At 75.1% G+C, this 19,735-nt stretch carries 17 protein-coding genes and 1 pseudogene; 4 read left to right on the top strand and 14 right to left on the bottom strand.

From position 1 onward, the window contains the following. Positions 1-6 precede the first annotated feature (6 nt). The 9 genes from ACQPZO_RS14205 to ACQPZO_RS14245 form a co-directional block, all read right to left on the bottom strand. Positions 7-651 (bottom strand): S26 family signal peptidase, encoded by a 645-nt coding sequence (locus ACQPZO_RS14205; protein WP_433350481.1) that lies wholly within the window; start codon positions 649-651, stop codon positions 7-9. Further along, entirely contained in the window at positions 648-2,516 is a 1,869-nt protein-coding gene (locus ACQPZO_RS14210; protein ID WP_433350483.1) for an ABC transporter ATP-binding protein, read from the bottom strand. Before ACQPZO_RS14210 ends, ACQPZO_RS14205 begins: the two co-directional genes overlap by 4 nt. Then, on the bottom strand, positions 2,513-3,052 hold the full coding sequence (locus ACQPZO_RS14215; protein WP_433350484.1) for a TlpA family protein disulfide reductase: 540 nt from the start codon (positions 3,050-3,052) through the stop codon (positions 2,513-2,515). Before ACQPZO_RS14215 ends, ACQPZO_RS14210 begins: the two co-directional genes overlap by 4 nt. After that, the gene (locus ACQPZO_RS14220; protein WP_433350486.1) at positions 2,952-3,629 is read right to left on the bottom strand and encodes a MauE/DoxX family redox-associated membrane protein; all 678 of its coding nucleotides are present in this window, start codon (positions 3,627-3,629) and stop codon (positions 2,952-2,954) included. The genes ACQPZO_RS14215 and ACQPZO_RS14220 overlap by 101 nt, the downstream gene beginning before the upstream one ends. A 105-nt stretch (positions 3,630-3,734) precedes the next feature. Next, positions 3,735-3,935: a hypothetical protein gene (locus tag ACQPZO_RS14225; protein ID WP_405096531.1), complete on the bottom strand. Its 201-nt coding sequence runs from the start codon at positions 3,933-3,935 to the stop codon at positions 3,735-3,737. A 122-nt stretch (positions 3,936-4,057) separates the two neighbouring features. Further along, positions 4,058-4,846, bottom strand: a complete 789-nt coding sequence (locus ACQPZO_RS14230) for a helix-turn-helix domain-containing protein (protein WP_433350489.1) — start codon at positions 4,844-4,846, stop codon at positions 4,058-4,060. A 439-nt stretch (positions 4,847-5,285) separates the two neighbouring features. Further along, a complete protein-coding gene (locus tag ACQPZO_RS14235) occupies positions 5,286-5,750 on the bottom strand; it encodes a hypothetical protein (RefSeq protein ID WP_387024260.1) in 465 nt (154 codons plus the stop codon). Continuing rightward, a complete protein-coding gene (locus ACQPZO_RS14240; protein ID WP_433350491.1) occupies positions 5,725-6,357 on the bottom strand; it encodes an RNA polymerase sigma factor in 633 nt (210 codons plus the stop codon). The genes ACQPZO_RS14235 and ACQPZO_RS14240 overlap by 26 nt, the downstream gene beginning before the upstream one ends. A gap of 31 nt (positions 6,358-6,388) precedes the next feature. Further along, complete coding sequence (locus ACQPZO_RS14245) at positions 6,389-7,699, bottom strand: S8 family peptidase (protein ID WP_433350493.1); 1,311 nt, start codon at positions 7,697-7,699, stop codon at positions 6,389-6,391. Between the two features lie 193 nt (positions 7,700-7,892). On the opposite strand from ACQPZO_RS14245, the gene ACQPZO_RS14250 reads away from it, so the two are divergent. Next, positions 7,893-10,508 carry a CHAT domain-containing protein gene (locus tag ACQPZO_RS14250; RefSeq protein ID WP_433350494.1) on the top strand — a complete coding sequence of 872 codons (2,616 nt, stop codon included), beginning with the start codon at positions 7,893-7,895 and terminating at the stop codon, positions 10,506-10,508. Positions 10,509-10,752: 244 nt separating this feature from the next. Then, a complete protein-coding gene (locus tag ACQPZO_RS14255) occupies positions 10,753-11,550 on the top strand; it encodes a S1 family peptidase (RefSeq protein WP_433350496.1) in 798 nt (265 codons plus the stop codon). Between the two features lie 62 nt (positions 11,551-11,612). Here the strand turns inward: ACQPZO_RS14255 and ACQPZO_RS14260 are convergent, their stop codons facing one another. After that, on the bottom strand, positions 11,613-12,905 hold the full coding sequence (locus tag ACQPZO_RS14260) for a YncE family protein (RefSeq protein WP_433350498.1): 1,293 nt from the start codon (positions 12,903-12,905) through the stop codon (positions 11,613-11,615). Between the two features lie 180 nt (positions 12,906-13,085). On the opposite strand from ACQPZO_RS14260, the gene ACQPZO_RS14265 reads away from it, so the two are divergent. Then, a complete protein-coding gene (locus tag ACQPZO_RS14265; RefSeq protein WP_433350500.1) occupies positions 13,086-14,246 on the top strand; it encodes a helix-turn-helix domain-containing protein in 1,161 nt (386 codons plus the stop codon). A gap of 51 nt (positions 14,247-14,297) precedes the next feature. Here ACQPZO_RS14265 and ACQPZO_RS14270 read toward each other — a convergent pair whose 3' ends face one another. The 4 genes and pseudogenes from ACQPZO_RS14270 to ACQPZO_RS14285 form a co-directional block, all read right to left on the bottom strand. Further along, on the bottom strand, positions 14,298-15,263 hold the full coding sequence (locus ACQPZO_RS14270; protein WP_433350501.1) for an N-acetylmuramoyl-L-alanine amidase: 966 nt from the start codon (positions 15,261-15,263) through the stop codon (positions 14,298-14,300). Next, positions 15,263-15,421, bottom strand: coding sequence for a hypothetical protein (locus ACQPZO_RS14275; protein ID WP_433350503.1), 159 nt, complete (start codon positions 15,419-15,421; stop codon positions 15,263-15,265). Before ACQPZO_RS14275 ends, ACQPZO_RS14270 begins: the two co-directional genes overlap by 1 nt. Before the next feature lie 104 nt (positions 15,422-15,525). Continuing rightward, a pseudogene (locus ACQPZO_RS14280) lies at positions 15,526-15,759 on the bottom strand (GNAT family N-acetyltransferase); the annotation flags it as partial. 99 nt (positions 15,760-15,858) lie between these two features. Continuing rightward, positions 15,859-17,895, bottom strand: coding sequence for a penicillin acylase family protein (locus ACQPZO_RS14285; RefSeq protein ID WP_433350505.1), 2,037 nt, complete (start codon positions 17,893-17,895; stop codon positions 15,859-15,861). 325 nt (positions 17,896-18,220) lie between these two features. On the opposite strand from ACQPZO_RS14285, the gene ACQPZO_RS14290 reads away from it, so the two are divergent. Beyond that, positions 18,221-19,720: an MFS transporter gene (locus ACQPZO_RS14290; protein WP_433350507.1), complete on the top strand. Its 1,500-nt coding sequence runs from the start codon at positions 18,221-18,223 to the stop codon at positions 19,718-19,720. The last annotated feature ends 15 nt before the right edge of the window (positions 19,721-19,735 follow it).

The raw sequence follows: 19,735 nt of genomic DNA on the forward strand, positions 1-19,735 counted from the left end.
GTCCGGTCATGTCCCGGCTCGCGTCACCCCCGGAGCGGGTTCCGACAGCACCGCGCCGAGGACGCGTTCCGTCGGGAAGAGGCCCAGCTGCCGCGAGTCCACACTGTCCGCGCGATTGTCGCCGAGCAGCACCAGCCGGTCCCGGGGTACGCTGCGCCCCCCAGGCCCGTCCGGCGGTGCGGGCAGGCCATGCGGCATCGGATCTCCGGCCACCGCGGCGACCCTCTTGATCATCCAGATCCGGTTGGCGATCACCGCCGCCGAGGCGCCTCGGGGCAGCGGTGGCAGACGCCAGCCGTGCGCGGGCCGTTCGACCACCACCACCTGTCCCACGGCGGGTGTCCCGGCCCGGCGTACCAGGACCCGGTCGCCGTCGCCGTAGGCGGGAAGCATGCTCGTGCCGCGCACCGTGACGGCGACGAAGTGCCGCCGCAGCGTGACCGAACCGGCTCCGAACAGCGCGACCGCGAACAGGCCGCCGGGGAGGGCCGCCCACGGTGTGTCCAGCGCCCCGAGTGCGACCACGGCGCCGAGCCCGCCGGCGGCGAGTCCGGGTGCCGCCCGTCTCCACCTGAACCGGCGACGGATGCGGCGGGCGTCTGCGGCGGTGGGCGGCCGGGGCCGCAGCTGGTGGGTCCGCCCGCCGGTCATGCCCCCTCCCTCCCCGCGGCCGTCGCCTGGTAGCCGGCGGCCTGGAGGGTGAACAGCCGGGCGTACTCCCCGCCGGTCGCCATCAGCGTGACGTGGTCCGCCTGCTCCACCACCCGCCCGTCGCGGAGCACGACGATCACGTCGGCGTCCCGCACCGCACCGAGCCGGTGGGAGATGAGCAGACTGGTCCGCCCGCTGCGATGCCGGCGCAGCGAGGTGTGGATTTCGTGCTCGGCCTCGGCGTCGAGCCCGGACGACGGCTCGTCGAGGACCATCAGGTCACGCTGGTCGCGCAGGAACGCCCGGGCCAGGGCGAGGCGTTGCCACTGGCCGCCGGAGAGGACGGTCCCGGTCGTCTGGTCCTCCCTGTCCCGCTCCGAGAAGAAGATGCGGGACAGCATGGTGTCGTACCCCTGCGGCAGGGCCGCGACTTCGTCGTGGATGCCGGCGCGCTCGGCGGCGACCCGCACCCGGTCGTGCTGTTCGCGCAACGCCAGGTCACCGAGGCCGATGTTGTCCGTCGCGGTCAGGTCGTAGCGCATGTAGTCCTGGAACACCGCGCCGATGCGCTGCCTCAGGTGCGTCACGTCGAACTCCCGCAGGTCCACACCATCCCAGAGGACCGCGCCGCGGGTCGGGTCGTAGAACCGACACAGCAGCTTGACGAGGGTGGACTTGCCGGCGCCGTTGAGCCCCACCAGCGCGACCGACCGGCCCGCCGGGATCCACAGGTCGACGCCCCGGAGCACCCATGGGTGCTCCTCCGAGTAGCGGAACCACACGTCCCGCAACTCGATGCCGTGCCGAAGCGGCGGCAGTGGACGCGGCGGCGCGGCGGCGACCAGGTCGTTCCCGGCCCCGGTCACCGCCGTGTAGTGCTCGAAGACGAGCAGCGCCTGGTGCGCCCGCGCCACCTCGCCCGCCAGGGCGGTGAGCGCGCCCTGCACCCCGGCCACGCCGGCGACGAGGACGGTCAGGTCGCCGACCGACAGCCTGCCCGCATGCGCGGCGGCCACCGCCCACAGCAGGCCACCGCCGGCCACCAGCGCCGCGAGCAGGCCGAGGCCGGACTGGATCCAGCTCTCGCGCCGGTCGACGGCCCGCTTCGCGGCGTTGGCGTCACGCCGCTCGGCGATCATCCGGCCGCGCAGGTACCCGCCCGTGCCGAACAGCCGGATCTCCTTGGCCGCCTCGGCGCTGGACAACAGGTCGCTGTAGAAGAACTCGCGCCGTTCGATGCCGCCCACGTTCCAGAACATGCGGGCCCGTCGACGTGACAGCGCGATCTCGGCCACCAGGACCGGTACGCCGGCTCCCAGCACGACGAGCGTCAGCAGCGGGCTGAGGACGTACAGGGAGCCGAGGAAGCCGACCACCGTGATCGCGCTGCGGACACCACCGAGCACGCCGTCGACGATCTGGCCGGGCGTCCCTCCGGCGGCCTGCTGGGCCAGGCGGAGCCGGTCGAGGAACCCGGGGTCCTCGAAGCGTCTCAGCCCCGCGAATTCGTCCACCGCCGCGAAGAGCCGGTCCTGGGCCACCAGCCCGACCGCCCGGTCCAACTCCGCCCGCAGGTACGTGGTCAGTTGCGGCGTCACTGCGGCGAGCGCGCCGGCCCCGGCGAGCCCGAGCGCGAGCCCACCGAGCTCACCGAGCCCACCGCGCGGGCCGCTCCCGACCAGCCCGTCCAGGATGAGCTTCGTCAGCCACGCGGCGAGGACGGGCAGCGCCCCGCCGGCCAGCATCACCACCACGTACACCGTCAGGGTTCCGGGGGCGGTCCGGGCCGCCAGCGCCCAGGCGGGACGGATGCCCCGCGCGGCCCTGGTCGGCCCGGTCGCCGCCCGGTCGGTCTGCCCGCTCATACCAGGGCGGCTGGCTGGTCTAGGGCGAAGTGGTCGTCGGTGACGACGAGCCGGCCGTCGTCGTCCGGTGCCACCGCGAGCACGGTGGGGAACGCCCGCGTCTTGAACGCGAGGCTCATCGGGCCGTCCGGGTTCTCGAGCACCACCCGGACGACCGGGGAGAGCCGGCTGACGAAGTCCGCGGCCTGTTCGGCGTCCCCGACCACCACTGCCAGCGCCCGCCGGTCACCACCGGTCCGGGTCCGCGCGTAGTCGATGAAGTTCGGCAGCTTCTCCTTGCACGGTTGGCAGGTCGGTGAGAAGAATCCGACGACCGTCTCGCCGGTCAGCGATTCCCGGTCCAGCGGCCGGTCGTCCACGGTGACGGTGCTGAACTCACCGACCGCTTCGCCGGCGACCAGGGACGCCGGGCCTCCGCCGAGGTTGCCGAGCAGTTCAGTGTGCTCGCGGAGTCGCTTGATGATGCCCATGCTGAGCAGCAGGTTCACGGTGGCGATCAGCCCGACGAGGGTGAGGGCCGCGACCAGTACCGGCATTCTTCGTACCCCTTCTGTGCGGTTGCGGCCCGCGGTGACGGTCGGGGGCCGGGGACATCGGGTGGAGCAGTTCGACAATGTCGTCCCCGGCCGCCACCAGGAGTCCCAGGACCGTGCCGGCGACGGCGGCCAGTGCGGCTCCGCCGAGGTGCGTCGGCGTCGGTTCCAGCGTGGCCGGCGCGGCGGCTGCCGCGAGGGCGGCGAGGACGGCGTTTCGGACCACGTGGGGGAGACCGAGGGTGACGGTGGAAGCGCCGAAGCAGCGGCAGGCGGTCCGGGTGCCCCGCCGCCGCGAGACCGCGATGCCCGCGCTGAACGCCAGGAGCAGCGCCGCCGCCACCAGCAGGCCGGCCACGCCGGTCACGGGCAGCGGAACAGCCAGCAGCGTCCAGACGGCGAACTCGACCGCGACCACGGTGCCGGCGAGGGGCCGTACGGTGCGGGTGGGCGCCAGCCCCAGGTCGCGGATCGACGCGGCGAAGGTCTCGAACGCCCCGCGACCGGTGACCTTGCTCAACGAGGAGACCAGGAAGACCGTGCCGAGCAGGAACCGGATCCCGATCGTCAGGTACTGCACGGAACCTCCTGGATCGTGGGACGGATGGGCCGGGCCCGGAGGCGTACCGGTGCCCGGGTGGGCCGTGCCGGCGGATCGCAGAGCCCGCCGGCACGGCCCGCGCGATCAGCAGAAGCAGCTGTAGGAGCCGCCGTTGTTGCACGTCGAGCACGGGGCGTTGTAGGAGCAGTGGCCTCCGTAGGCCTTGTTGCACTGCCAGCAGGCGGGCCAGGACTTGCAGGCCGCCGTCGTCGCCGCAGCCGCCTCGACCCGGGGGACGAAGAGGCCGAGGAGCCTGCCGCCCAGCGCTTCGATCTGTCGGTACATGTTCACCTCCATGGTGATTTCGGGCTGTAGAGCCCAGGTGCCGGTTATGTGGATAACCTTCATGCACGGCGGCATCGATCGTCTTGGACAAACCCGACCGGCTGCCGGGGCGGCGTGCGCCGTCAGGGCCGGGCGGAACCCGGGTCGGCGCCGCGTTCGAGGAGGTACCGCGAAATGCTGCGATCGGTCATTCGTGAGAACTCGCGGGTGAGGTGCGGCTGGTCGTAGTACCCGCACAATGCGGCGACCTCGGCCGCAGGGCTGCCCCCGACCAGCAGTCGGAGCGCCCGCTGGAACCGCACGACCCGCCCCGCCGTCTTCGGCGACAGCCCGATCTGCTGGCGGAAGCCGCGCTCCAGGTTCCGGGTGCTGCAGTTGACCGAGGTGGCCAGGCCGGAGACGGATGCCGTGCCGCCGCTGCCGGTGAGAAGCTGCCAGGCGCGAAGCACGTACGGGTAGCACCGGGGCCCCCGGTCCAGCCAGCGGCCGAGGGCCTGGTCGAGCCCGTGGAGGCGCCTCTGCCAGTCGGTCGCTGTGCTGATCGCGTCGGTGAGGACGACCGTCGGCACGCCGGGCAGGTCGGTCAGGTCGGTGGCGACGTCTGCCAATTCGTGCATCGGCACGCCGAGAAGCGTGAACGCCGCCCACGGCTCGAGGGTGATCTCCAGGGTGTACGGCCGGATCCCACGTACCCGTTGCCGGGGCCGGGTGTGCAGGCCGTAGACGGTGTAGGCGAACGAGCCCGGATCGGCCGCGGTCCCGTCCCCGAGCCGGGCCGGGGCGAACTCGGCGACGAGGGTCACGGCGTCGGTGGGAACCGCGAGGTAGTCCTTCGGGCGGGCGGGATGGCGGCCGAAGCGCCGGTATCCCCGGATGCCCGGCGGCCGGCCGTCGACGTCTGATCCTCCCATCGATCGGTGTGTCGGGCGCGGCTGGTGTGCCGTGACCATCGAATCCCCCGATTCGTCTGCGGCGCAGTGCCGCAACGCTGGCGCCCGGCTGCAGGGCCGGGCGGGCCGTGTGGCACGGCTGCCTCCACCCTGTAGAGGCGGTCGGGAGACTGACAAGGCACTACGTTGTCCAGGACACCTGCCCGGGTTGTCCTGGCTGCTCAGGGCCGCTGTCCGGCAGCGTCCGGGACAGCGTCGGACCGCCGCTTCGGGTGGCGACGGGCCCGGCCGCGCGTCCCCGGGCGGCGCGTGCGCGGGCGGGTGGCGGGCCGGCGCTGTCCCGGGCGGTGGTGCACGGGCGCGCGTCCCGGACGGCGGTACGTGGGCGGCGGCCACGCGCCGCCCGCGATGTCGGATCCGAGGAAGGGTGCCGCCGGCGTGGACAGGCCGGCCGGCGGCCTCAGCCCAGGCTGACCCAGTCGGTGGCCACCGCGTACCCGTCGGCGCGGGCGGCGAGCCGGACCGGGCCGGCCGGGGGAGCGCCCAGAGAGAAGAAGCCCACCTCGTCGACCGGCGACTCGTCGTACTGACCGGTGGCCGTCCGGGCGGTGACCCGACCGCCGCGGGCCGGGGAGAGCTGACCGACGATGCCGGCGTCGCTCACCTCGATCTCCAGCACCACGGCGCCGCTGCGGAAGGACAGGGTTCGCGCCGCGCCACCCGAGCGGGTAAGCCCGGCGGGCTCGGCGTCGCACGCCGAGTCGAACGTCAGCTCGGCGACCGCCAGTTCGGCGTCCACGGTCCGCCAGGCGAACGCTGCCCGCGCGGCGGTCAGGAACTCCTCGGGGACGGGCCCGGCGTCCCACAGCGCCGCGCCCAGCTCCACGGTCAGGGCATCGTCATCGACCGGCGGCCACGGCGCCATCGCGGTCACCCCCGTTCCTGTTGGGGCCGCGACGGGCCCCGAGGAACGGGGCGAGCGCCGGGCAGTTACGCAGCTTGTGCAGGCAGCGGCCCTGGGTGGGGCCGATGCTACCGACCGGCATGCCGAGTCGCTCGCCGATCTCCCGGTAGCTGACCGGGGGGTCGGCCGTCAGCAGGGCCAACAGCTCCTGGCAGCGGGGCGGGAGCTGGGCGAAGCCCTCCCGCAGCGCCTGGCCGCGCTCGGCCCGCAGCAGCTCCTCGTCCGGCGCCGCCACGTCCACCGGCGGCCCGTGCCGGGCGTCGAGCGCGTCGTCGTGCGGGTCGACCGGCTGGCTGCGCCGGCCGAGGCGGGACAGCCGGTAGCACTCCCGCCGGGCGGTGGTGGCCAGCCAGGCGGCCAGCGCCTGCGGGTCCCGCACCTGGTCCAGCCGCTCCACCAGGCGCAGCCAGACGGTCTGGTTGACGTCGGCGGCGTCGGCGCGGCTCATCCCGTGTTCCCGGATCACCGACACCACCAGCGGGGTGTAGCGGCGGACCAGCTCGGTCCAGGCCGCCTCGTCCCCACCTGCGGCGGCGACGACCAGTCCGGTGGCGGTCGGGTCGCTCACCGGCGTGCCCCTTCGCCACCCGGGCAGGGTCTCACGGGACCAGCACCCCGTAGTCGGGGTGCCAGCGGGGGTTCGCTAGCAGCGCGACCCGGGCCGCGTCGGCGCTCAGCCCCCCGGCGACCATCATGGCCGCCAGCCGACCGGAGACGTGCGCCGTGGCGAACGAGGTGCCGGACCACCCGGCGAAGCCGTGGAACACCCGGGTCGGCCGCCCCGGCAGCGGGAGCTGGCCCTCGACGTACGTGCTGTCGCGCTCGCCGACCGCGCAGGCGTCCACCCACGGGCCGAAACCGCTGTACGCCGCCGGCACGATGCCGGTGCCGGCCCGGCTCACCGCAGCCACGCCGAGCACCCGGCCCAGGGCGGCCGGCCAAGCCGGGCGGCTGGTGCCGGCGTTGCCGACGGCGGCCACCACGGCGGTCTGCGCCGGCAGCGCGGCCACGGCGTTGACCAGGGGCAGCGGGGGCAGGTCGTCCTGGGTGAAGCCGCCCAGGGACAGGTTCACGATGGAGACCTGCGGCCCGAGCCGGGACATCGCGGCCACCAGCATCGCCTCGTCGCCGACGCCGGTGGGGTTCAGCGCCTGCTCCGGGTCGACCTTGACTCCCGGCGCGGCCTGCCGGACCACCCCGGCGACGAAGGTACCGTGGCCGCCCTGCGCGGCCAGCACGGTCCCGGAGACGTAGAGCGCGTCCTCGTCGTCCGGCTCCGGTAGGTAGCTGCCGCCGAGCCACAGGGGGTGGTACGCGCCGGCCTGCTGCCAGATCCCGGTGTCGCAGACGCCGACGGTCACCCCGGCGCCCTCGCCGAGCCGGGCCGGGTTCGGCGGGGCCAGCGCTGCCACGGCCTGGGGCGGGCTGCCCGGGTTGCCCATGATGTTGCCCAGGCCCAGCAGCACGTGGTGCGGCTGGACCGCCGGGACCGGCTGGTTTGGCCACTGCTGGGGGTTGCGCAGTGCCGTCACCACCGTGGGGATGTCGGTCTCCTTGCCGAACACCAGCCGGGTGACCCCGGCGAAGCCTGCGCCGACGGTCACCTGGTGCCCGCGCGAGCGCAGCCAGGCGGTGACCCGTTGGGCGTCGGCATTGGACGCGAGCAACTGCCGGGGGCGGTAGAGGAACTCCCGGCCCACGACGGTGTGCCGGCGGACGTTCGGGTCGGCGGCCAGGGCGTTGGAGAAGGCGCGCTGGTACGCGTCGTCGTCGCCGGTGTCGCCGGCGGCGGCGGCCGGTCGCAGCGAGCTGCCCAGGGGCGCCGCCGCGGCGAGCGCGCCGAGCGCCAGCAGCCGCCGACGGGACAGCCGGCTGGCCGGCTGCGGCGTGCGGGGGAGGTCAGGCGGCACCGGTCCTCCAGGCGGTTGCGGGTGGCGCGATCGACGGTGTCCCCGGTGCGGTCGCCACAGCACGTACCGGGCGTGGTCGATTCTTCCAAACCATTGTTGAATGTCAATGACGTGAATCGTCACTACGATCCGTGGAATTCCCACTTCCCCATCCGCATTGACGCTGGACGGTTCATCGGGAACGCTGTTCGGCATGGCCGACAGCGCCGGTTCCGGTGCCGGGGCGGCCCAGGCCGCGCTCGACGCGGTGCAGCGCTATCCCCGCGAGGCGATCGCCCTCGCGCAGCGGGTGCTCGCCGCCGGCCGTGCCGGCACCGGCGACGAGCGCTCCACCGCCGAGCGGGCCGTCGGCCTGGCCCTGCGGGAGCTCAACGACCTGCCCGGCGCGCTGCGTCACCTGCGCCGGGCGGTGCGGGTGGCTGCGACGCCCCGCACCCGCGCGCTGGCCCGGATGAGTCTCGGCTACGTGCTGGCCAACGCCGGCCGCACCGGCGCGGCCCTGCGCGCGGTGACCGCCGCCCTGCCCCCGCTCACCGGGGCCGACGCCGGGCGTGCCCGGATGCAGCGGGGCGTGGTGCTGCACTTCCGGGGCCGCTACGACGAGGCGGTGCGCGACTACTCCCTCGCCATCGAGATCGCCCAGCGCGAGGGCGACCCGCTGCTGGAGGCCCGGGCCCGCAACAACCGCGGTCTGCTCAACGCCCACCGGGGTGCCGGCCGGGGCCGCGACGACGACCTCGCCCGGTCGGCGGCGATCTTCCAGCGGCTCGGGCTGGAACTCGCCGCCGCCGACACCCGCTGGAACCTGGGCATCGCGGCGGGCCAGCGCGGCGACACCGTGGGCGCGCTGCGCTGCTTCGCCGAGGTCGAGCAGGAGTACCGCCGGCTGTCGGTGCCCCGGCCGGCGCTGCTGCTGGACCGGTTCGAGCTGCTGCTGTCGGTGCCGCTGCTCGACGAGGCGGTCGAGGTGGCCGGGGCGGCGGTGCGGGAGCTGGGCCGCCGGGGGATGGCCTCCGACCTGGCCGAGGCGCTGCTGGCCCAGGCCCGCGCCGCGCTGCTCGCCGGGGACCTGGACACCGCTACCGACGCCGCGGCCCGGGCGCGGGTCCGCTTCCGCCGCCAGGGCCGCCGCACCTGGGCTGCCTTCGCCCGACACGTCGAGCTGCGCGCCGAGCTCCGCCGCGGCACCCGCTCGACGGCGCTGCTCACCGCGCTGGTGCGTACCGCCGACCAGCTCGACGCCACCGGCTGGCCCGGCCCGGCGCTGACCACCCGGATCGACGCCGGTCGGCTGGCCGCCGAGCTCGGCCGAACCGAGCACGCGGCGACCCTGCTGGGCCGGGCGGCTCGGGCCCGTCGGCGGGGCACCGCGCCGGGCCGGGCCCAGGGGTGGTACGCCCTGGCGCTGGCGCGCCGGCTCGCCGGGGACGACCGCTCCGCCGCCCGGGCGCTGCGGCGCGGACTGGCCGTGCTGGACAGTCACCGGGCCTCGCTCGGCGCCACCGAGCTGCGGGCGCACAGCGGGGCGTACGGGCAGCAGTTGGCCGCCGAGGGACTGGACCTCGCGGTCCGCTCCGGCGCCCCCGGCCGGGTCCTGGCCTGGGCGGAGCGGTGGCGGGCCAACGCCCTGCGCACCCGGCCGGCGCTGCCGCCCGAGGATCCGGACCTGGTCGCGGCGCTCAGCGAGCTTCGCCTGGTCAGCAGCCTGTTGGAGGACGCCCTGCTCGCGGGCCGGCCGACGCACGCGCTGCGCAGCCGACAGGCCCGGCTCGAACAGCGCATCCGGGACCTGGCCCGGCGCGCGCCCGGCGGCGGCGACGTGGCGGCCCCGCCGGGCGTCGCGGCGCTCGCCGCCAGGCTCGGCCCGCGCGTGCTGGTGGAGCTGGTGGCGCACGGAAACCACCTGCGGGCGGTGCTGATCCGCGACGGCCGGGCCAGCCTGCACGACCTCGGTCCGCTCGCCGAGGCGGTGGAGCAGGCCCGGCGGCATCGCTTCGGCCTGCGCCGGCTGGTCACCACCGGTGACACCGCAGCCGCCCGGGCCGGCGTCGGGCACGCCGCGGCGGCGCTGGACCGGCAGCTGTTCGACCCGCTGCGCCGGCGGCTGGGCGACCGCCCCCTGGTGCTCGTCCCGACGGCGGCGCTGCACGCGGTCCCGTGGTCCGGCCTGCCGACCTGCGCCGGGCGGCCGGTGACGGTGGCCCCGTCGGCCACGGCCTGGCTGCGCGCGGACGGCCGGGCGGCACCCGACGGCGCACCGGTGCTGGCGGCGGGCCCGCGCCTGCCGGCCGCGCGGACCGAGGTCGGGCTGCTCGCCCGCGAACTGCCCGGCTCCCGGCTGCTGGCCGGGGCGGATGCCACCGCCGCCGCGTTGACCGCCGCGCTGGACGGCGCCGGGCTGGCCCACATCGCCGCGCACGGCACGTTCCGGGCCGACAACCCGCTCTTCTCCGGCCTGGAGCTGGCCGACGGGCCGCTGCTCGCGTACGAGTTGGAACGGCTGCCCCGCCCGCCGGGCTGCGTGGTGCTCTCCGCGTGCGACTCGGGGCTGTCCGGGGTGCGCCCCGGCGACGAGGTGCTGGGCTTCACCGCCGTGCTGCTGGCGCTGGGCACCCGGTGCCTGGTGGCGACCGTGTTGCCGGTGCCGGCCGACCTCACCACCGCACTCATGCTGGACCTGCACCGGCGAATGCGCGCCGGCGTCCGGCCGGCACGGGCCCTCGCCGACGCCCAGGCCGCGTTCGTGGCCAACGGCGACGGCTCCGCCGCGGCTACGGCCGCCGCCTTCGTCTGCTTCGGGGCCGGCTGAGGGATGCCCGCGGTGCTCGGCTCGGCCCGGCTCGGCTCGGCCCGGCTCGGACGGCCCGGCCCGGCCCGGCTCGGACGGCCAGGCCCGGTTGCGCCGCTCACCGGAGGACCCGGCCCGACGGGTGGATAGCGCCGTCGTATGACCCGGAGAGGATGATGAGAAATCTATATCCATCAATAGAATTTCCGTCATCTCGAACACGGTGCGTCCACCGGCGCGCCGGTCCCCCGATGCGGAGGAACATATGGTTCGCTGGCGCACCCTCACCGGCCTGTTGGCCGCCGCGCTCGCCGCGGTGACCGCGAGCAGCCTCACCCTCACCGCGCCCGCCGCCGCGGCGCCCGACGACACGATCACCCCCAACGTCGTCGGCGGCACCCGGGCCACCCAGGGCGAGTTCCCGTTCATGGTGCGGCTCTCGATGGGCTGCGGCGGGGCGCTCTACAGTCCGCGGCTGGTCCTCACCGCCGCGCACTGTGTGGGCTCCACGGGCACCAACACCAGCATCACGGCCACGCTCGGCGCGGTCGACCTGCAGTCCAGCAGCCGGATCACCGTCCGGTCGAACTACGTCTACCGCGCCCCGGGCTACAACGGCTCGGGCAAGGACTGGGCGCTGATCCGGCTGGCCACCCCGGTCACCACCCTGGCCACCCTGCCGATCGCCACCAGCGGCGCGTACGACAGCGGCACCTTCACGATCGCCGGCTGGGGCGCGGCGCGGGAGGGCGGCGCGCAGCAGCGCTACCTGCTCAAGGCCACCGTGCCGTTCGTCAGTGACTCCGTCTGCAACTCCAACTACGGCGGCGACATCATCCCGGCCGAGGAGATCTGCGCCGGCTACGCCAGCGGCGGCACCGACACCTGTCAGGGTGACTCGGGCGGTCCGATGTTCCGCCGGGACGCCAGCAACGCCTGGATCCAGGTCGGCATCGTCAGCTGGGGCAACGGCTGTGCCCGCCCCAACTACCCGGGCGTCTACACCCAGGTGAGCTACTTCGCCTCCGCGATCGCCGCAGGTGCCGCGAGCCTCGGCGGCTGACCGGACGACAGCACGGTGCGGCCCGGCCGGACGATCGGCCGGGCCGCACCCGTGCGCCGGGCCTATTGGACGGCCGGCGGCGTCCAACCGGTCGGGACGTGGCCGATCCGGACCCGCTGCGGGTGGTCGCCGACAGGCACGCTGGCCACCTTCTGGCCGGTGGCGAAGCTGATCGCGGTGACCCGGTCGGAGCCCGCCTCGGAGATGACGCAGTCGCGGCCGTCCCCGCTCACCGTCGCCCAGTACGGCTTGCCGGCCGCGACCAGCGGCCCGGGGGCGAGGGTGGCCCGGTCGACGACCGTGGCGTAGTCGTCCATGGTGCCGGCGACGCAGAGCTTCCCGCCGTCCGGGCTGATCGACATGCCGTGGTGCCGGGAGTCGTTGACCCAGGTGGTGCGGTCCTCGTTGGTGTTCGGGTTCTTCGGCAGGGTGGCGATCCGGGTGATCTTGTCGGTGGCCACGTCGTACTCGACGAAGCCGTTGAAGAACGACACCTGGAAGTAGAGCCTGCGCTCGTCGGGGGTGAAGACCGCGGGCCGGACGGCGTCGGAGAGATCGCCGCGGCCGAAGGCGTCCAGCCGGGGCCGCATGTCGATCTTCTTCACCGTCTGGAAGGTGGCGGCGTCGGCGATCGTGATGTGCCGGTCGCCCTTGGTCCAGTCCTGCGACGGGTCGTCGAGGGAGGTGTTCACCTCGCCGATGGACATGTTCCAGATGTGCCGGCCGCCGCCGGTGAAGAGGTTCTCGTGCGGCTTGTCGCCGGTGTCGAACGAGCCGACCTGCTGGCCGGTGTTGATGTCGAGGACGTGCACCTTGTTCGAGGTGGAGGCGGAGACCGCGACCCGGGTGCCGTTCGGCGAGACCGCCATGTGGTCGGAGCGGAACCCGGAGACCGGGAACCGCCACCGCACCGCCCCGGTGCTCAGGTCGATCGAGACCACGTCGGCGAAGCTGGGCCTCGACGCCACCAGCGCGGTCCCGTCCGGGGTGGTGTACATGTCGTCGACGAGCTGGTCGTGCCCCTCGCCCGGCCCCTGCTGGATGCCCAGGTAGAACGCGAGTTTGATGGGGTTGAGGTAGATCTCCCAGAGCCGCTGCTGCTTGTCCGGGACGACGTTGATCCGGCCGAGGCGGGCGTAGTCGCCGCGCGGGCGGATGACGTCCACGGTGCCCTCCCAGTTGTTGCCGACGAACATCACCTCCGCCAGCCCGGCGGCGGCCGGGACGACGGCGGGGGCGGCGACGGCGGGGGCGGGCGCGGCGGCGAGGGTGAGGGCGAGGGCGGCGACGAGGGCGCCGTACCGGCGTGGGCGGGGACGGTGGGCGCGCGGGGGCGCGGACGGTGCTGCGGTCATGGACTGCTCCTGGACGGTGGGGCGGCCGTGGTGTGGCGTTCCGCGGCGCGGAACGCGGTGTTACTTTGCGGTAACAGAAGGAAACCAACCGAAGCCGGACTCCCGGTAGGCGACGGGGGCCAAAACCGGGCCGGGTCGTTGTGGACGGGCCACAGTGGCCGTGGCGAGGGGAGCGGGCCGATGGCGTTGACGGAGCGGACCGGGCCCCTCGGTGCGCTGCTGCGCGAGCTGGCCGCGGACCGGCAGGTCGTGGACGAGATGGTCGAGGCCGCCCGGGTGCACTCACCGGAGGTGGCGCGGCTGCCGCCGGCGGAGAACCGTCGGCACGTGGCGGCCCTGTTGGCCGCCGGGCTGGCCTCCTTCCAGCGCCTGGCGGAGCCCAGCGAACGGGACTTCGCGGAGGCGCGCCGGCTCGGTGCCGACCGGGCCGGGCAGGGCGTCTCCGTCGCGGGCCTGCTGCGCGGGGTGCAGGCGGGCCGGCAGAAGGTGGTGGAGATAGCGCTGGACCGCGGCCGGGCCGCCGGGATACCCGACACCGCGCTGCTGGAGGCCCTGCTGGAGCTCGGCCGGTACGCCAGCGCCCTGGAGCGCGCCCTGGTCGACGGCCATCACACGGCGGAGCTGGAACTGGTCCGCACCCGGCGGGACGCCCGTAACCGGCTGCTGCGGCGGCTGCTGCTCGACGAGGCGGCCGACGGCCGGCCGGACGAGCTGGCCGGGTTCGGGCTGCGCCCCGACGGCCGGTACCACTGCGTGGTCACCGACCTGACCGACCCGGCCCGGATCCCGGCGGTGCGGCGGCAGTTCTGCGGGGGCGGGGGAGTCTTCGGCACGGTCGACGACCGGCTCGCCGGCCTGTCCCCGCGGCTGCCGTCCGCCGACCTGGCCGACGCCGCCGTGCTCGTGGTGGCCGCCCCGGCCCGGCCGCTGGCCGAGGCCCCGGCCCTGCACCGGCTGTGCGTGGCCGCGCTGCGCGTCGCCGCCCGGGCCGGGCTGCGCGGCCTGCACGGGGTGGTCGACCTGGCCGGCGAGACCGCGCTGGCGGCCCAGCCGGAGTTGGCCGGGCTGGTCAGCGGGGAGTTGCTCGGCGCCCTCGACCCGGCCGACGACTTCCACCGCCAGCTCGCCTCGACCGCGCTGGCCTACCTGGACCACGGGCAACGGCTGGACCTGACGGCCGCCGCACTGCACCTGCACCCGAACACCGTGCGCTACCGGCTGCGCCGGTTGCAGGAGCTGGCCGGGCTGCCACCGACCCTCGCCGAGCCGGGCGGCCGGTGGCCGGTCCCGCAGACCGTGCGCTGGTGGTGGGCGCTGCGCACCTGGTTGGGGCAGGAGTGAGGCGTGCCGCCGGTCCGGGCCGCACGCCTCACCCACCCCCCTGCGGTGGCCTCAGACGATCCGGGTGAGCCGGACCGCGTCGGCGATGACCAGCCCGGCGGCGGTGGTCCACCGGCTGACCCCGACGCGGTTGGCGTCCCCGGCCGGCAGGGCGAACGTGCCGAGGGAACGCCACTGCCCGCCGGTGGCGCGCTGGTCGACGTGAACGGTCCGGTTGCCGGCGGTGGTGGCCACGATGTACGGCGTGGCGCTGTTGTAGCCGGCGTTCGCCGGCCACCAGGCGTCGACCCGGTAGTTCCCGGTCGCCGGGACGTTGACCCGGTACCAGGCGACGTCGCTGGACTGCACCGGATCGGCGTAGCGGTAGTCGGCGCCGTACCGCTGCCCCGAGTACGACGAGACGCCCCAGTTGGCGCTGGCGGTGAACCGCCCGGCGGTGGAGTTGTCCACGATCGCGCTCCACGCGCTCCCGCCGGACATCCGGGCGGCGACGTCGGCGCGCATCACGTCGAGGTCGATGAACGACGGGTCGATCTTCCCGGAGGTGCTGGTCTCGCGGTGGCCCCGGGCGTGGCTGGCGTCCCGGCCCAGGCGGGTGAGCACCGCGGCGGTGGCGGCGACGCACGCGTTGTACTGGGCGCTGGTCATCTCCTGGCTGACGCCGTTGTAGTCGATCTCCCAGCCGATCATCAGGGTGTTGCCGTCGCCGGCCGGGATCGGGCCGCTGCCGCGGCTGGCGCCGGCGTGGTTGCACCGGCCGGCGGAGATCAGGTGGAACACGCCGTGGTAGTCGACCAGGGCCTGGCAGAGCGGGCCGGGCAGGTCGGAGCGGCCGTTGATGCAGATGTTCAGCGCCGGGTGCGGGTTGGTGGCGCTGGAGGTGGACGCGGTGTGGTGCCACAGCACCCCGATCGGGGCGAAGTCGCCCGGGCGTGCCCGGTTGCGCCAGTCGCCCTCCTCGACGACCTGCACCCCCGCGGCCCGCAGCACGTCGGCGAGCCAGGGGACCGTGGCCATCAGGACGCCTGGATCAAATCGGCCAGGCACTCGGCCGGTGTGGCGGCGTGGGCCGGGGCGGTTCGGACGGTGGCGGTGACGGTGAACGCGGCGGCCAGCAGGGCGGGTAGGCCGAGCAGGCGGCGACGCCGCAGGGTGGCGGAGGGGGAGGTGGCCACGACACTCCTCGGTGAAGGACGGGGGCCCCGTCGATCGACGATCACGATGACGGGCACGCTATACCGTCACGAGAGTCGATGTCGATACCCTTCGACCCCTCAGATCATCCTGAAGCTTTCTGCCCGATCCGGCTCAGCCCGGCCGCCGCATCGGGGTGGTCCGCCTCGAACCGGGCCCGGGTGAGGAAGGCCAGCTGCGCCCGCTTGTCGGGCATGTCGATCTCGTCGTCGAAGGCGAAGCCGGACCCCTCCAGCCGGTGCAGCGCGCGCCCGTTTCGCACGCCCGGCTCGACCACCACCCGTTGCCGGGTCGGGTCGCGGAAGTGGAACCGCACCACCGTGCAGCAGCTTGGGGTGGGCCGCCGGGTCGACGGCGACGAGGGACAGCTCGCCGACGTCGGGCAGCGCCTCCCGGTACGCCACGGTCTTCTGGTGTGTCACGGGTTGCTCGTCTCCTGCTCGGGGGTGAGCTGCGCCCAGTCGGTGACCACCGGGATCAGCTCGCCGGCGGCCCACCGGGGCAGCTGGTCGTCGAAGTGTGGGTCGTCGGGGCGGCCGGAGGCGCCGAACGGCACCACCCACCGGCTGTCCGCCCGGTCGGTCAGGTCCCAGACGTAGCGGGCGACCGGGCCCCGCCAGCAGGCGTCGGAGAGCCCGGGGACGCTGCTCGTGGCCAGCACGCAGTCGGCGTCGCCGGAGAGCGCCACGCGTTCGCGCATCTCCTCCACCGCGACGTCGACCTCCTTGGCCACCGACAGGTGCACCGGGTGCAGGACGTGCCGCCGCCCCCAGGTGCCGGGCGGGTCGCCGTGCGCCACCTCCTCCAGCGCGGCGGCGGCCACGGGTCCCACCTCGACGCCGAGGCGGTCCAGCCCCGCCACCACGGCGTCGAGGGCGTAACCGATGCGGCCCAGGGGGTTGGTCCAGGCCGCGAACAGCTCGTCGTACGCGCCCTCGGCACGCAGCGGGCGCAGCCGCGGGTGCTCGTGCAGCCCTCGGGCCAGCGCCGCCCGCCAGGCGGCGAACGCGCCGGCGTCGGCGCTGTCGGCGTGCATCCGCCCGTCCCAGGTGGTCAACCGGTCGCGCAGCGCCCGGGCCGGCGCGCTGAGGGCGTCGGCGTCGAGGCGGTCGAGCGCGCCGCGCAGGACGGCGGCCTCCAGCCGGTCGTCGGTGTGCACGGTGGACGGCTCGGCCCCGGCCGCCAGCAGCGTACGGATGCGCCGGGCGCGGTGCGGCGGGGCGAAGTCGACGCCGAGCGCCGCCACGTCGGGCCGGCGGTCGTTGGCGCAGACCGCCGGCCCGGTCACTGCGGTCCGGGACATCGGGGCGTACTCGCCGGTCCAGTCGTAGCGCGGCTCCCAGCCGGGCACCGGTTCCCGCCGGCACCGCTCGTCGCGGACCGGGACGAGGCCGGTGACGAGCTGGGCGATCGCCCCCGACCGGTCGGCGACGAGCACGCTGTTGACCGGTTCGACCCAGTGGCGCAGCGCCGTGGCGACGTCGTCGACGGTCCGCGCCCGCAGCAGGGGCAGCAGCGCGTCGAAGCCGAGGCGCTGCTCGACCCGGGCGGGGGTGCGCAGGCTGATCGCCTCGCCGGTGTGCCGGTCCTCGTCGATGACGGGGCCCCGGGGCGTTTCGATCACCTCGACCTGCACCGGGTCGCCGCCGCGTACCCCGATGCGCTCGACGTGGCGGCGGGCCGGCGCCCAGCCGTCGGCCTCGCGCACCAGGACCCGGTCGCCGTCGCGGCGCAGCTGCTCCCGGTAGAGGTCCTGGTAGTCGGCCATCGCGTTGGTCACGGCCCAGGCCACCTCGCCGGCGTGGCCGAAGTGCGGCAGGCCGGGGACGCCGGGGAAGGCGAATCCGAGCACGTCGAACTCGGGGCAGGCCAGCCGCACCTGGTGGTAGATGCCGGGTAGTTCGAGGATCCGGTGCGGATCGCCGGCGATGACCGGGCCCCGCCCGGTGGCCGGGTCGGCGGGCACGGCCCAGGCGTTGCTGCCCGAACCGGCCGGCGGCTCGGCGCTGAACAGCCCGGCCGCCGCCGGCCCGAGGGTGGCGGCCACGTGCGCGTGCCACAGCTTGTTCGGGAAGGTCGCGAACAGCACGTGCTGCACCAGGAAGATCCCGAGCGGGGACCACGGCCGCCACCGGCCGGGGGCGCAGCCGGCCGTCGCGAACTCCGGGGACCCGGCGGCCCCCTCGGCGAGCCCGTCGTTGACCCCCTGGGCGTACGCGGCGACCCAGCGCCGGGTGGCGGGGTCGAGTCCGGCGTAGCAGCGCCGGGCGGTGTCGTCGAGGCGGGCCCGGCGGGCGAACCGGTCCCAGCCCACCTCGGCGGGCCCGACGTGCTGGGCGAGCCGGCCCTCGGAGCGCCACCGCTCCACCTCGATCTGCCACGCCCGGTCGAGCGCCGCCGCCCGGCCCTGGAGTCGGGCCAGTTCGTCCACGGTGTCCGCCCACAGGTGCGCCACGCCCCAGGCGTCGCGACGGATGCCGGTTGTCCGGGCGTGCGGCGCACGCGGCGAGGCAGGCCCCCACAACGGTTCCAATTTAGGTTACCCTCCCCTTACTTAGGTGGACCTTACTGGAGGGGTGCGTGAAACGGAACTGGGAATCCCTGATGCTGCGCGCGATGGCACCTGCGCCGTACCCTCGGCGTGGGCAAGCGCCAACTCAGCGCGCTCGGCTACTGGAGCGCACGGTGAGGTCGCCCCTCGGCACGCTCACCGCCCTCCACGTCCCGGTGCTCGCCGCGAGCTGAGCGGTCCGACCGCTTCCCTTCCGCCCAGGAGCGCCATGAGCCTGTCCGACCCCGCCGTCCGGACGCTGCCCGTCCCCGCCCGTCCGCTGCCCACCCGGTGGCTGATCCTCGCGGTGCTCTGCCTCGCCCAGGTCACGGTGGTGCTCGACAACACCGTGCTGACCGTGGCGGTGCCCGTGCTCACCGCCGAACTGGGCGCCAGCACCGCCGACGTGCAGTGGACCATCAACGCGTACGCGCTGGTCCAGTCCGGACTGCTGCTCACCGCGGGCAGCGCCGTCGACCGGTACGGCCGGCGCCGGCTGCTGCTGGCCGGCCTCGTCCTGTTCGGAGCCGGCTCGCTGGCCGCGGCGCTCGCCCAGTCCACCGGGCAGCTCATCGCGGCCCGGGCCGGCATGGGCATCGGCGGCGCCCTGCTCGTCACCGCCACCCTAGCCGTGGCGATGCAGGTCTTCGACGCCGCCGAGCGGCCCCGGGCGATCGGCATCTGGGCGGCGGCCAGCGCGCTGGGTTTCGCGGCCGGACCGCCCGTCGGCGGGCTCATCCTCGCCCGCTTCCCGTGGGAGGCGATCTTCCTGGTCAACGTCCCGATCGTGGTGGTCTGCCTGGTGGCCGCCGGGCTCCTGGTGCCGGAGTCCCGCAACCCGTCCGGCGGTCGCCTCGACCTCGGCGGGGTGGTGCTGTCCACGGCCGGCCTCACCGCCGTGGTGTACGCGATCATCGCCGGCCCCGACCGGGGCTGGGTCTCGGCCCCGGTGCTCGGCACGGCCGCCGGGGGAGTGCTGATGCTCGCCGCGTTCGTGTGGTGGGAGCGGCGGATCGCCCACCCCATGCTGGACATGGGCTTCTTCCGGGACCGCCGCTTCGTCGGCGCGGTCTCCGGGGTCGTCCTGATCACCTTCGGCGCCACCGGCGCGCTGTTCCTGCTGACCCAGCACCTCCAGTTCGTGCGCGGGTACCCGGCCTGGGAGGCCGGACTGCGGATGGTGCCGTTCGCGCTGTCCATCGTCGTGCTCAACATCGCCGGCATCGCCGCCCGGCTGATCCACCGGCTCGGCACGGCCGGGGCCATCGCCGTCGGCATGACCCTGCTCTGCGGCGGCCTGCTGTTCGTCACCCACGCTCCGGGAGACGGCTACGGCGTGCTGCTGGCCGGCCTGCTCACCATGGGCACCGGCTGCGCCCTGGCCAACCCGGCGATCGTGGAGGCGGTGATGAGCGCGATCCCGCCGGAGAAGGCCGGCGCGGGCGCCGGCGTGGACGGCACAATGACGGAGGTCGGCAGCAGCCTCGGCGTCGCCGTCCTGGGCGCCGTGCTGAACGCCCGGTTCGCGGCCCTGCTGCCCGCCGCGCTGGCCGGTGCCGGGTCGTTCCCCGCGGCGCTGGCCGCCGCCCGGACCGACGCGGAGCGGGCCCAGGTCGCCGACGCCTTCCGCGCCGCGTCGGAGTCCGGGCAGACGGTGGGCGCGGTCGCCGTCCTCGCCGGTGGCCTCGTCGCCGCCTGGCTGCTGAGGCGGGCGCACCGCACCAGCTGAGGCGCACTCCGGGCG

Origin of the sequence: Micromonospora sp. CA-111912 (assembly GCF_050948415.1) — a bacterium.
GTDB lineage: Bacteria > Actinomycetota > Actinomycetes > Mycobacteriales > Micromonosporaceae > Micromonospora.